The organism is Rhizobium sp. 01N447_2, assembly GCF_056399245.1.
On the sequence record NZ_JBFTQY010000001.1, the window covers coordinates 177182 to 190624 of the forward strand.

A 13443-nucleotide genomic window follows, 5' to 3' on the forward strand; every position below is an offset into this window, starting at 1 on the left:
TCATTCCGCGGCGATGCCCATCCGGCTGCGCTCCATTTCCTCGAGCGCCCGACGGTATTCGACCGGCATGACCTTGCGGAACTTCGGACGATAGTCGGCCCAGTTGTCGAGAATCTCAGTGGCGCGGGCCGAGCCCGTATAGTGCAGATGGTTGGAGATCAGCTGGTAGAGGCGCTCCTCGTCATGGCGCGTCATGTCGCCAGAGACGTCGACGCGTCCCTTGTGCATGAGGTCACCGCCGTGATGGTGCAGCTTCTCCAGCATGTCATCTTCCTCGGGCACCGGCTCGAGCTCGACCATCGCCATATTGCAGCGGCTGGCGAAATCGCCGGTCTCATCGAGCACGTAGGCGACACCGCCGGACATGCCGGCCGCAAAGTTGCGGCCCGTGGCGCCGAGCACGACGACGACCCCGCCGGTCATGTATTCGCAGCCATGGTCGCCGACACCCTCGACGATGGCGATCGCGCCCGAATTGCGCACGGCGAAACGTTCGCCCGCCACACCGCGGAAATAGCATTCGCCCTCGGTCGCACCATAAAGCACGGTGTTACCGACGATGATCGAGTCCTCGGCCACGATCCTCGAATTCTCCGGCGGCCGGATGATGATCTTGCCGCCCGAAAGGCCCTTGCCGACATAGTCGTTGCCGTCGCCGATCAGGTTGAAAGTGACCCCGCGCGCCAGGAAGGCGCCGAAGCTCTGCCCCGCCGTGCCGCGAAGCGTCACATTGATCGTGTCTTCCTTCAGCCCGCGATGGCGGTAGCGCTTGGCGACCTCGCCGGAAAGCATCGCGCCCACCGAACGGTCGACGTTCTTGATGCCGACCTCGAAGGCAACGGGTGTCTTGGCCGTCAGTGCCGGCTGCGCCTGTTCGATCAGCACGCGGTCGAGAATGTCGTCGATCGGGTGCTTCTGCCGGCTCGTCCAGAAGGTCTCTTCCTTGGGAGCGTCGACCTTGTGGAAGATACGGCTGAAATCGAGGCCCTTGGCCTTCCAGTGGTTCAGCATCTCGTCCTTCTCCAGAAGCTCCGAGGCGCCGATGATCTCGTCGAGCCGGGTGAAGCCCAGCGAGGCGAGGATTTCGCGCACTTCGTTGGCGACGAAGAAGAAATAGTTGATGACGTGCTCCGGCGCGCCCTTGAAGCGCTTGCGCAGCACCGGATCCTGGGTCGCCACACCCACCGGACAGGTGTTGAGATGGCATTTGCGCATCATGATGCAGCCGGCGGCAATCAGCGGCGCGGTGGCAAAGCCGAACTCGTCGGCTCCAAGCAGCGCCCCGATAATGACGTCGCGGCCGGTCTTCAGCCCACCGTCCACCTGAAGGGCGACGCGCGAGCGCAAGCCGTTCAGCACCAGCGTCTGCTGTGTCTCGGCAAGGCCGATCTCCCAGGGGCTGCCGGCATGTTTCAGCGACGTCAGCGGTGACGCACCCGTGCCGCCGTCAAAGCCGGCGACCGTGATATGGTCGGCGCGTGCCTTGGCGACACCGGCGGCAACCGTGCCGACGCCGACTTCCGAGACGAGCTTGACCGAAACATCGGCGGTCGGGTTGACGTTCTTCAGATCGTAGATCAGCTGCGCCAGATCTTCGATCGAATAAATGTCGTGGTGCGGCGGCGGCGAAATCAGGCCGACACCCGGCGTCGAGTGGCGAGTCTTGGCAACGGTCGCATCGACCTTGTGACCGGGCAGCTGGCCGCCTTCGCCCGGCTTGGCGCCTTGCGCCACCTTGATCTGCAGCATGTCGGCATTGACGAGATATTCGGTGGTGACGCCGAAGCGGCCCGAGGCGATCTGCTTGATCGCCGAGCGTTCCGGGTTCATCGAACCATCGGCCAGCGGCATGTAGCGGTCGGATTCCTCACCACCTTCGCCGGTGTTCGACTTGCCGCCGATCCGGTTCATGGCGATCGCCAGCGTCGTATGCGCCTCTCTGGAGATCGAGCCGAAGGACATTGCGCCCGTCGAGAACCGCTTGACGATATCGGCCGCCGGTTCGACCTGGTCGACCGATACTGGCTTGCGGCCAAGCGCTTCGGCGCTCTTCATCTTGAACAGCCCGCGGATCGTGTTCATCCGCAGCGTCGAGTTGTTCACCATCTCGGCGAATTCCTGGTAACGGTCCTCGGCATTGCCGCGCACGGCATGCTGAAGGGCCGCGACCGCATCCGGCGTCCAGGCATGGCTTTCGCCGCGCATGCGGTAGGCATATTCGCCGCCGATGTCGAGCGTCGTGGCAAGAAGCGGATCGGTACCGAAGGCCGCGTTATGGCGGGCGACGGTTTCTGCGGCGATCGCCTCGAGGCCGACGCCTTCGATCATCGTCGCGGTTCCGAAGAAATACTTGTCGATCAGTTCCGACTGCAGGCCGATCGCATCGAAGATCTGCGCGCCGCAATAGGACTGGTAGGTCGAGATGCCCATCTTCGACATGACCTTGAGGATGCCTTTGCCGACTGCCTTGATGTAGCGGTAGACGACTTCGGAAGCATCCACTTCCTTCGGGAATTCGCCCTTGGCATGCATGTCGAGCAACGTGTCGAAGGCAAGATAAGGGTTGATCGCCTCGGCGCCGTAGCCGGCGAGCAGGCAGAAATGATGGACCTCGCGCGGCTCTCCGGTCTCGACGACGAGACCGACCGAGGTGCGAAGCCCCTTGCGGATCAGATGATGGTGCACGGCAGCCGTCGCCAGCAGTGCAGGAATGGCGATCCGGTCCGGCCCGATCTGGCGGTCGGAGAGCACGATGATGTTATAGCCGCCCTTAACGGCCGCTTCCGCGCGCTCGCAGAGCCGGTCGAGCATCTCGGGCATGCCTTCGGCGCCGCGCTCGATATCATAAGTGAAATCGAGCGTCTTGGTGTCGAAACGGTCTTCCGTATGGCCGATCGAGCGGATCTTTTCGAGATCGCCATTGGTCAGGATCGGCTGGCGCACTTCGAGCCGCTTGGCGTTGGCCGCCCCCTCATGGTCGAGAATGTTCGGCCGCGGCCCGATGAAGGAAACCAGGCTCATCACCAGTTCCTCGCGGATCGGATCGATCGGCGGGTTGGTCACCTGCGCGAAGTTCTGCTTGAAATAGGTGTAGAGCAGCTTCGACTTTTCCGACATCGCCGAGATCGGCGTATCCGTGCCCATCGAACCGATCGCCTCCTGGCCCGTCGTCGCCATCGGCGACATCAGGATGCGTGTATCCTCGAGCGTGTAGCCGAATGCCTGCTGGCGGTCGAGTAGCGACACGTCGCGGCGCAGCGCCCGCGGTTCCACCGGCTTCAGGTCTTCGAGGATGAGCTGCGTGCGGTTGAGCCAGCTGCGATAGGGATGCGCCGTCGCCAGCTGCGACTTCACCTCGTCGTCGGAGATGATACGGCCTTCTTCCATGTCGATCAGCAGCATCTTGCCCGGCTGCAGCCGCCACTTCTGGATGATGATCTCTTCCGGAACCGGCAGCACGCCGGCTTCGGACGCCATGATGACGCGATCGTCATTGGTGACGAGATAACGCGCCGGCCGCAGGCCGTTGCGGTCGAGGGTCGCGCCGATCTGCTTGCCGTCGGTGAAGGCGACCGCGGCCGGCCCGTCCCAGGGCTCCATCAGCGCCGCATGATATTCGTAGAAAGCCTTGCGTTCGGCGGCCATCGACTGGTTGCCGGCCCAGGCTTCCGGGATCAGCATCATTACCGCATGCGCCATCGAATAACCGCCGCGAACCAGGAATTCGAGCGCATTGTCGAAGCACGCGGTGTCCGACTGCCCCTCGTAGGAGATCGGCCAGAGCTTGGAGATGTCCTCGCCGAACAGCGGCGAGGAGACCGACGCCTGGCGCGCCGCCATCCAGTTGACGTTGCCGCGCAGCGTGTTGATCTCGCCATTATGGGCGACCATGCGATAGGGATGCGCCAGCTTCCACGACGGGAAGGTGTTGGTCGAGAAGCGCTGGTGCACCAGGGCGACCGCGCTTTCGAAACGCGGATCCGACAGGTCCTTGTAATAGACGCCGACCTGATAGGCCAGGAACATGCCCTTGTAGACCACCGTCGCCGACGACAGCGATACCGGATAGAAATTGCTCTCCTCGCCGTCGAACTCGTCATAGATGCGGTTGGAGATCACCTTGCGCAGCGTGAACAGCCGACGCTCGAACTCGTCGTTGTTTTCGGCATCCTCGCCGGCGCCGATGAAGACCTGCACATGATGCGGCTCGGTTGCGGCAATGGCCGGCGCCTTGGAGAGCGAGGAATTGTCGACCGGCACGTCGCGGAAGCCGATGAAGACCTGACCTTCCTCGGTGATGACGTCCTTGATCACCTTCTTGAAGTGCTCGATCTGCTTTTCATCGCGCGGCATGAAGATATGGCCGACGCCGTATTCGCCGACCGGCGGCAGGGTGATGCCTTGCTCGGCCATCTCCTCGCGGAAGAAACGGTCGGGGATCTGCACCAGAATGCCTGCGCCGTCACCCATCAGCGGATCGGCGCCGACGGCGCCGCGATGCGTCAGGTTTTCGAGGATGAAAAGGCCATCCTTGACGATCTGGTGTGACTTCTGGCCCTTCATATGCGCGACGAAGCCGACGCCACACGCATCATGTTCGTTGCGCGGATCGTAGAGGCCCTGTTTCTTCGGCAGGCCGGAGGCGAATTTGGACATATTGGCCGTCGCGCGCAGCTCTGCAGCAGCAAACCGGTCAACTTCCATGGATGGCGTCTTCGTCATCATCTTTCCTCCTGTCGAAGCCCGCGGGGCCGCGGGCGGCTTTTCGTCCCGCGCCGCAACCCGAAGATAGGTTCGGCGCATGACAGCGCTGTTGCATTGTGAAGATCGGCCGCAGACATCTGCTTTAAAGGAAAGCAAACCGTCGCGTTCCGCGCCTGCCATTCGCCTCCGCGCGCCGCCCTTGAGGCTTGACGCTCGGAAGAACTATAGCGTGAAAGCCGGTCTGTTCCAGGGCTTTCGGCGCCTCTTCGGTCATAAAGGCCAAAATAGGACAGCAACACTGTCCTAATTCATCAGTTCTATGCCAGAAAGCATCCGGCTCTGCAAGAGCGCTCCGTCAAAAAACGTCAATTTGCGACGGAAGATTGCCTACGCAGTGGCGATGACGAAAGAAAATTACGTTGTTACGTATTATTTTGTTTATTAATTGCGTAGTTCAATTTCCGTGATGTGTCGCGGGCGACAACCTTGATCCTGTGAAGCTTTGGCGTAATGTCCGCTGCGGACTTGCCAACCCCTTCCTTTCCAACGGTTTCCCTACATGTTCTTTGCTTCCGATAATTGGGCCGGCGCCCACAAATCCATTGCCGAACGTCTGCTGACGGAATCGACCGGCTTTGCCGCCGCCTATGGCGCCGGCGATCTCGACAGAAAGGTCGAAGCCCGTTTTTCCGAGATCTTCGAGCGTGAGGTTTCGATCTTCTTCGTCGCCACCGGCACGGCCGCCAACTCGCTGTCGCTGGCAAGCGTCCAGCGCCCCGGCGGCATCACCTTCTGCCATTCGGAGGCCCATGTGATCCGGGATGAATGCGGCGCGCCGGAATTTTTCTCCGGCTCCGCCCGCCTGGTTGCCGTTGACGGCGAAGCCGGCAAGATCGACCCGGCAAAGCTCTCGGCGAAGATCGCAAGCTTTCCCGAGGATGCCGTCCGTCACGGCCGCGCCAGCGCTGTGACCATCTCCCAGACCACCGAGATCGGCACCGTCTATTCCTTGCCGGAGATCGGGGAGATCGCCGCCATCGCCAGAAAGCGCAATCTGCCGCTCCACATGGATGGCGCCCGCTTCGCCAACGCGCTGGTCGCACTCGGCGCCACCCCGGCCGAAATGACCTGGAAGCGCGGCGTCGACATGCTGTCCTTCGGCGGCACCAAGAACGGCTGCTGGTGTGCGGAAGCAATCGTCTTCTTCAATCCGGATCAGGCCCGGGAAATGCCCTTCATCCGCAAGCGCGCCGCCCAGCTCTTCTCCAAGTCGCGTTTCATCGCCGCCCAGTTCGACGCCTATTTCGAAAACGGCCTCTGGCTCGATCTCGCCCGTCTTTCAAACGGCATGGCCGACCGGCTGCGCGCCGGCATCGGCACGAGCAATTCCGCCCGCCTCGCCTGGCCGACCGCGTCCAACGAAGTCTTTGCCGTCGTCAGCAAGAGTGCCGCAAAAATTGCGGAGGAAAAGGGCGCGAAATTTTACGAATGGCCGGTCCCGGCGGCAACGCCCGAACTCGTTTCCGAAAGCGAAACCCTGATCCGCCTCGTCACCAGCTTCGCGACGACCGAAGCGGATGTCGATGGCTTCTTGAAGTACCTGGCCGCCTGATCGCCTGCCCGAAAGGCTTGCGCCCGGCAGGCCCTTCGGTGGCGGGCAAGGACTCACGCCGACCTCAATCCCCTCACCTTTTGCAGAATATCCTCCGACAGTGCTGAAACCAGCGCCTGATCCGCGCCCTTGCGCGGAACCAGCACGAATTCCACATCCTCCAGCACCGGAAGTCTTCCCGCAGCGATTTCCTTCAGCCCTGAGGGCGCCATGCTGCGCGGCTGCACCAGCACGCCCATCCCGGCCCGCGCCGCTGCCGTCAACCCGCTCAGGCTGCCGCAGGTACAGACGATCCTCCACGGCACCCCGTTTCGCCCGAGAGCCTCGAGCGCGATCACCCGCGTGACGCTCGGCGGCGGAAAGGCGATCAGCGGCAAAGGGCCGGAGGCAAGAACACGGTCGGGATCGCGCGCCAGCCAGACGAGCGGCTCGCGATAGACGAGCTTTCCGCGCGCATCGCCGAGCCGGCGCTTGGCGAGCACCAGATCGATCTCGCCATTGTCCTGCATCTCGTAAAGGACGCCGGAAAGCGCCACTGTCAGCTCGAGGTCGACGGAGGGGTGCGAACGAACGAAATCCTCGAGCACCGCCGGCAGCTGGCTGGTGACGAAATCCTCCGACACGCCGAGCCGCAGGCTGCCGCGCAGGCTGTGGCTCTTAAATAATGACTGTACCTGCCCCTCGATCGAAAGCATGGCGCGCGCATGCGACAGCAGCGCCTCGCCATCGCCGGTCAACATCACCTTATGCGTGTCGCGCGCCAGCAGCTTGCGCCCGAGTGCCGTCTCCAGCCGCTGGATGTGCTGGCTGACGGTCGACTGACCGAGGCCGAGCCTCTCTGCCGCGAGCGTGAAACTGCCCATCTGTTCGACAGCAACGAAACTGCGCAATTGCGAAAGGTCCAGCATGATCCGGTTTCTCGATAACTGTAATTCCTTGCATCCTGGATCATAATGGACGACAGAAYAATGACTGTTTTATCACGCCGCGAGATCGCCATGCGCCGCTTTCTGCCCGATACATTCACCATCCTGCTTGTCTGCACCGTCATCCTTGCCTCGTTGCTGCCGGCGCGCGGCACATTCGCGGATTATTTCGGTATCGCCACCGACCTTGCCATCGCGCTGCTGTTTTTCCTGCACGGCGCCCGCCTGTCGCGCGACGTCGTCATATCAGGCCTGCTGCACTGGCGCCTGCATCTCGTCATCCTGCTGACGACCTTCGGCATCTTCCCGCTGCTTGGCATGGCGCTCGGACTGATCCCCGACACGATCCTGCCGCAGCCGCTTTATCTCGGCATCCTCTTCCTCTGCGTGCTGCCATCGACGGTGCAGTCGTCGATCGCCTTCACCTCGATGGCGGGCGGCAACGTGCCGGCCGCCATCTGCTCGGCCTCGGCGTCCAACATCTTCGGCATGTTCCTGACACCGCTGCTCGTCGGCCTGCTGTTTTCCGTCGGCGGCCACGGCGGCTTCTCCTTCGACGCATTGGAGCAGATCCTGCTGCAGCTGCTTGCCCCCTTCATCGTCGGCCAGATTCTGCAGCCCTGGATCGGCGACTGGATTCGCGCCAAGAAGAAGATCCTGATGCCTGTCGACCGCGGCTCGATCCTGATGGTCGTCTATCTCGCCTTCAGCACGGCTGTGGTCGAGGGCCTGTGGCACACCTTCTCGATCGCCGATATCGCCGTCGTCATCGTCGCCGACGTGGTCTTGCTGGCAATTGTCCTGGTGCTGACGATGTTCGGCAGCCGTTGGCTGGGCTTCAACAAGGCCGACGAGATCACCATCACCTTCTGCGGCTCGAAGAAGAGCCTCGCAAGCGGCGTACCGATGGCGAACGTCATCTTCGCCGGCCAGTCGATCGGCGCGATCGTGCTGCCGCTGATGCTGTTCCACCAGATCCAGCTGATGGTCTGCGCCGTCATCGCCCAGAAATACGCCGCCGCCGCGGCCCGCCGCGCAACGGACAAGGAAATCGACGAAGCCGCCAGCCCGGCATGAAGCATGTCGCGCCAAGCGGCAACGAAAAACGGCGCCCCGATGGAGCGCCGTTCGTTTCATCGATAAAGATCTGATCAGCCGTTGATGATCTGCGCTTCGATGGCCTTCGGAGCCTCGACCGGTTCTGCAGCAATCGTAATCTTGCGGGGCTTCATGGCCTCGGGAATATTGCGCAGAAGGTCGATGTGCAGCAGGCCGTTCTTCAGCGAAGCAGCGGTCACCTCGACATGGTCGGCAAGCTGGAAGCGGCGCTCGAAGGCGCGCTTGGCAATGCCGCGGTAGAGGAATTCGCCGCTTTCGGCAGGTTCCTCGTTCTTTTCACCCTTCACGGACAGGACATGGGCATGGGCTTCGATCGAAAGTTCGGTCTCGTCGAAACCGGCAACGGCCATGGTGATGCGATAGGTGTTTTCACCGGTGCGCTCGATATTATAGGGCGGATAGGTCTGCGCCTGCTCCGGCTGGGCAAGGCTGTCGAGCATGGTGAAGAGCCGGTCGAAACCGACGGTCGAACGATAAAGGGGAGAGAAGTCTACGTGACGCATGATGTCCTCCTGTGGAAGCGACGTGTTGCGATGAAATGCCCCTGAAACCCCATCTTTGGCGGCCTCGGGACGGTTGCGCGGGCCCTTTCCGGCACCCGCAGAAAGGAGATGGTGATGGGATTTGACGAGTTCAAGACCTTTCCGGAATCGCCTTGATCGGCCCGTGAACCGCGCATGAACGACCGGTTCGGAGCGCGTTCAGGCGCATTCGCMTAGAAATTTCGGCGTCGGGTGAATCTGGTCCCGATGGCTGAAGTGCATCGTCCCTTCTTCTTCAGTCTCAACTTCGGCCGGCCGCGAGCACCCTCATGCTCCTGCCGGCCCTTTTCCCGCACGACAGCGCCGCGCGTCCGAAAAGACGCGCAAAGGGCGCTGTAACACTTTGAAATGCTGAATAATTTTATCCTTCAATCGATGCCGATTGAAGGAATTATGCGGTTGGCCTTGCGGCCGCACCGCTTTCCAAGCCGGATGCCATGCGCTATCCCTGACGGTGGAAGCAGTCAGCAGCGGCGCATTGGCAAAGTCATGGATCAGGTTCTCTATTCGACGCCCGACAATCCCGCTCCGGAAAACCGCACGGAGGGGTTCTTCGAAACCCATGACGGCCACCAACTGCGTTACGCCGTCTTCCGCTCTAGCGGCCAGATTGCCAAGGGCACCGTCGTCATCCTGCACGGCCGAAACGAATATATCGAGAAATATTTCGAGACGATCCGCGACCTGACGGCCAGGGGTCTCTGGGTCGCGACCTTCGACATGCGCGGCCAGGGCGGCTCGCAGCGGCTCCTGAAACGCCGCAACCACGGCCACATCCGCCGCTTCGTCGATTACGAGCGCGATCTCGACACCTTCCTCGAAAAGGTGGTGCTGCYGGATACCCGCCTGCCTTTCTACTTGCTCGCGCATTCCACAGGCGGCCTGATCGCGCTCTCGGCCGCCCCCTATCTCACCACCCGTATCGATCGCATGGTGCTGTCGGCGCCCTTCATCGGCCTGACCGGCCAGGCGGCTTCGCCCCGCGTCATTCGCACCCTTGCCGGCACGCTGAACGCCGTCGGCCTAGGCTTCCTGCCGCTGACCTCGAAACTGAAGGAGTCGGATTTCCGCGACAATCCGCTGACCTCGGACGAGCACCGCTTCGAGCGCAATGTCGCGATGATGAAAGCCCATCCGGAGCTGACACTCGGGCCACCCACAGCCCGCTGGCTGACCGAGGCCTTTCGCACGATGGACCGGGTTACCTCGCCCTACCATCTCTTCTCGATCACCATCCCGACCGTCATCATTGCCCCGACGCGTGACGGTGTGGTGCCCTACACGGCGCAGGAGCGGCTCTCGCGTTATTTCCGCGCCGGTCAGCTGGTGCCGATCAACGGCGCCCGCCACGAGATCTTCCAGGAACGGGATATCTACCGCGCCGCCGCCCTTGCCGCCTTCCACGCCTTCATTCCCGGCAGCGATGCCGAAGAAAACCAGGACGTCGCCGCCCTCGGCACGTGACCAGGCCAGCGCAACTGATCGGGATCAGCGCTGCTGACCCTGGGATCAGCGCTGCAGGATGGCGATCGCCTGTTCGTAGACCGCCCGGCTGCCGGCAGCGATGATCGAGCCGCCGTTTTCCGGCCGTCCGCCGTCCCAGGTGGTGATGATGCCGCCCGCTCGCTCGATGACGGGAATGATGCCGCCGACATCATAGGGCTTCAGGCTGTTTTCGATGACGAGATCGATATGGCCGGCGGCAAGCAGCGCATAGGCATAGCAGTCGCAGCCGTAGCGGAAGAGCCGCACCTGGCCTTCGATCTCGCGGTATTTCTCCATCTCCTCGCCGGCAAAGAGATGCGGCGAGGTGGTGAACAGGATGGCGTTCGACAGCGCGTCGCATTGGCGCGTCGCCAGCCGCCGTTCGCCTTCAGGCCCAGTATAGATCGAGCCATTCTGGTCGGCGAAATAACGTTCGCCGGTAAAGGGCTGTTCGATCATGCCCATGATCGCCCGGCCGTCTTTTTGCAGGCCGATCAGCGTTCCCCACACCGGCACACCGGATATAAAGGCGCGCGTGCCGTCGATCGGATCGATCACCCAGACATATTCGCGGTCGAGCCCGACATCGCCATGTTCCTCGCCGAGAATGCCGTGGCCGGGGAAATTCTCCTCGATCAGCGCCCGGATGGCGAGCTCGGCCGCCCGGTCGCCCTCCGTTACCGGATCAAAACCGGAGGAAAGCTTGTTCGTGACATCGAGGCCGGAGCGGAAGCGCGGAAGCGTCTCGGCTCGGGCGGCCTCCGCCAGGCGGTTGAAGAACGAACGGTCAGGAAACATGATGGATCCGTTTGGCTGGCGGGAATGGCGCTTTTCATAGCGAAAAACAACGGGAATGCAAACGCAGCAGGCAATTTGGCTCTAACTGCCCAAAGATATCGCAGCGCAATATATTGCTTGACATTTGTGCAATGCAATAGTAGCGTCTTCATACAGTCTTCTGACTGTAAATACCCTCCTTGGGTGTTTCCTCCCTAGACTTAGCCGCGCTCACAAGCGCGGTTTTTTTTGGCTGGGAAGACGAAGGTCAGACGTCAGCGACATCGAAAAGAGATCTATTCGGCGGCCAGCGCCCGATCTCCGGCAAATTTCTCGACGTATTCCGCCATCTGCTGCATGAAGTCCGTGACGGCATCAGCCACCCCGGCGAAATCTTCGCGTTTCTCCAGCGTCAGCTCATCGACATAGATCGCCCGGTTCACCTCGATCTGCAGCGCGTGCAGGCCGCGCGAAGGCCGGCCGTAATGTTCGGTGATGAAGCCGCCAGCATAGGGCTTGTTGCGGATCGCAGCAAAACCCATTTCCTCGAGGATGGCGATGGCTGCGCGCGAAAGCTCGGCCGAAGCGCTGGTGCCGTAGCGATCACCAATGATGAAATCAGGTCGCGAAGTGCTGCCGGCGACGCGCACATTGCCGGGCATCGAGTGGCAGTCGATCAGCACGCCGAAGCCGAACTGCACATGCGTTCGCGCAATCAGCCGGCGAAGCGCCGCATGATAGGGCTTGTAGACCGCTTCGACACGGTCGAGCCCCTCCTGCACCGGCAGGCGCCGCGCATAGATCTCCATGTTCTCGGCGACGATGCGCGGAATGGTGCCGAGCCCGCCGGCGACCCTGAGCGAATTGACATTGGCATAGGGCGGCAGCAGCCCGTCGAACATCCGCGGATCGAGCTCGTAGGGCTCGCGATTGACGTCGAGATAGGCGCGCGGGAAGTTGGCCRCCAGGAGCGGCGCGCCGAGTGCGACGGCCGAGCCGAAGAGCTCGTCCACATAGTGATCCTCGGAACGGCGGATGGCGATGCCCTCCAGCCTGGACTGGGCAATAAATTCCGGTGGATAAATACGGCCGCTATGGGGGGAGTTGTAGACGAAGGGAATGGTCTGCGACACGGGCTCATGGACCTCAAAAAGCTCGTACTCGCGTATTTCCGGCACTTTCGGCCCTCTTTACCATGTCATGAACTGACTGCTTTGCCCATGTTGCCAGTTGCCCGGCCGCAAGTCCATACTATGTAGAAGGGATGGCGGTCAGGCACAGGCAATTCACCGGTTGTTTACCGGGTAAAGACTAGTGTAAACGGCTGGTAGCCCACCAAAAACTTATGGATCGCGGTCTGGATTGATGACTCAGAAGATACTTCTCGCCGAAGACGACAATGACATGCGCCGCTTCCTGGTGAAAGCGCTCGAAAAGGCCGGCTACAAGGTCCTTTCCTACGACAATGGCGCCAGCGCCTATGACCGGCTGCGCGAGGAGCCGTTTTCCCTGCTGCTGACCGATATCGTCATGCCCGAGATGGACGGCATCGAGCTGGCGCGCCGCGCCACCGAACTCGACCCCGACCTGAAGGTAATGTTCATCACCGGTTTTGCCGCCGTGGCGCTGAACCCTGATTCGAAGGCGCCGAAGGATGCCAAGGTCCTTTCCAAGCCTTTCCACCTGCGCGACCTCGTCGATGAGGTCAACAAAATGCTTGCCGCATAAGGCGTGACGAGCGGCGCGTCACAAAACTGAAAAAAGCCTATTGACGGCTCCGAAGGTTTTGTGATCTATGCGCCGCCATCGGATGGGCGTGTAGCTCAGCGGGAGAGCACTACGTTGACATCGTAGGGGTCACAGGTTCAATCCCTGTCACGCCCACCATCCGATCTCCCTGACATCGTTGATAAATCCCCCCTTGGGGATTTTTTGATTCCTGAGCCTGGCACGTGCTCCAGATCCGGCACTTTGCGGAGCGAGGGCTTGCACGTGATTGGTCGGCGACCATGATCCGGACAGGATTTCAATGGCTGTAGGATAGCCCCACACGTGGGAGATAGGGGGATGAATGACGCAAAGGACGCGGACGCGCAAAGCGATATCCATAATCCTCGGCCTCGCCCTGGTTGGGGCTGGCCTCTTCGGTTTCGGATATATGCAGTTTCATGTCATCGAACCCGTCAGCATCAAGTTTTGGCTGATTCCGATCACCATATTCGCGGCCGGGGCAGCAATCCTCTGGGACGACTTCAAAAGTTCCTAACGCCCTGTTCGA

General features: G+C 61.6%; 10 protein-coding genes and 1 tRNA gene. 6 read left to right on the forward strand and 5 right to left on the reverse strand.

Going from position 1 to position 13443, the window contains the following annotated elements:
* Positions 1 to 4725 (reverse strand): glutamate synthase large subunit, encoded by a 4725-nt coding sequence (gene gltB, locus AC1ECN_RS00850; protein WP_197727417.1) that lies wholly within the window; start codon positions 4723 to 4725, stop codon positions 1 to 3.
* Between the two features lie 538 nt (positions 4726 to 5263).
* On the opposite strand from gltB, the gene AC1ECN_RS00855 reads away from it, so the two are divergent.
* Positions 5264 to 6316 (forward strand): threonine aldolase family protein, encoded by a 1053-nt coding sequence (locus AC1ECN_RS00855; RefSeq protein WP_130673095.1) that lies wholly within the window; start codon positions 5264 to 5266, stop codon positions 6314 to 6316.
* A gap of 53 nt (positions 6317 to 6369) precedes the next feature.
* Here AC1ECN_RS00855 and AC1ECN_RS00860 read toward each other — a convergent pair whose 3' ends face one another.
* The gene (locus AC1ECN_RS00860; protein WP_018072813.1) at positions 6370 to 7224 is read right to left on the reverse strand and encodes a LysR substrate-binding domain-containing protein; all 855 of its coding nucleotides are present in this window, start codon (positions 7222 to 7224) and stop codon (positions 6370 to 6372) included.
* Positions 7225 to 7269: 45 nt separating this feature from the next.
* Here AC1ECN_RS00860 and AC1ECN_RS00865 point away from each other — a divergent pair, with 45 nt between their 5' ends.
* Entirely contained in the window at positions 7270 to 8319 is a 1050-nt protein-coding gene (locus tag AC1ECN_RS00865; RefSeq protein ID WP_477951883.1) for a bile acid:sodium symporter family protein, read from the forward strand.
* Between the two features lie 74 nt (positions 8320 to 8393).
* Here AC1ECN_RS00865 and AC1ECN_RS00870 read toward each other — a convergent pair whose 3' ends face one another.
* Positions 8394 to 8864 (reverse strand): Hsp20 family protein, encoded by a 471-nt coding sequence (locus AC1ECN_RS00870; protein WP_018072811.1) that lies wholly within the window; start codon positions 8862 to 8864, stop codon positions 8394 to 8396.
* 528 nt (positions 8865 to 9392) lie between these two features.
* On the opposite strand from AC1ECN_RS00870, the gene AC1ECN_RS00875 reads away from it, so the two are divergent.
* Positions 9393 to 10367, forward strand: coding sequence for an alpha/beta fold hydrolase (locus AC1ECN_RS00875; RefSeq protein ID WP_477951885.1), 975 nt, complete (start codon positions 9393 to 9395; stop codon positions 10365 to 10367).
* A gap of 45 nt (positions 10368 to 10412) precedes the next feature.
* Here AC1ECN_RS00875 and hisN read toward each other — a convergent pair whose 3' ends face one another.
* Both hisN and AC1ECN_RS00885 read right to left on the reverse strand, forming a co-directional pair.
* Positions 10413 to 11186 carry a histidinol-phosphatase gene (gene hisN / locus AC1ECN_RS00880; protein ID WP_130656226.1) on the reverse strand — a complete coding sequence of 258 codons (774 nt, stop codon included), beginning with the start codon at positions 11184 to 11186 and terminating at the stop codon, positions 10413 to 10415.
* 275 nt (positions 11187 to 11461) lie between these two features.
* Complete coding sequence (locus AC1ECN_RS00885; RefSeq protein ID WP_477951887.1) at positions 11462 to 12343, reverse strand: N-formylglutamate amidohydrolase; 882 nt, start codon at positions 12341 to 12343, stop codon at positions 11462 to 11464.
* A gap of 187 nt (positions 12344 to 12530) precedes the next feature.
* On the opposite strand from AC1ECN_RS00885, the gene cpdR1 reads away from it, so the two are divergent.
* The 3 genes from cpdR1 to AC1ECN_RS00900 all read left to right on the forward strand — a co-directional run bounded on the left by cpdR1 (position 12531) and on the right by AC1ECN_RS00900 (position 13431).
* A complete protein-coding gene (gene cpdR1 / locus AC1ECN_RS00890) occupies positions 12531 to 12893 on the forward strand; it encodes a response regulator CpdR1 (RefSeq protein ID WP_003542883.1) in 363 nt (120 codons plus the stop codon).
* A gap of 84 nt (positions 12894 to 12977) precedes the next feature.
* Positions 12978 to 13052 (forward strand) — tRNA-Val (locus AC1ECN_RS00895).
* Positions 13053 to 13236: 184 nt separating this feature from the next.
* Positions 13237 to 13431 (forward strand): hypothetical protein, encoded by a 195-nt coding sequence (locus AC1ECN_RS00900; protein WP_130673098.1) that lies wholly within the window; start codon positions 13237 to 13239, stop codon positions 13429 to 13431.
* Positions 13432 to 13443: the final 12 nt, after the last annotated feature.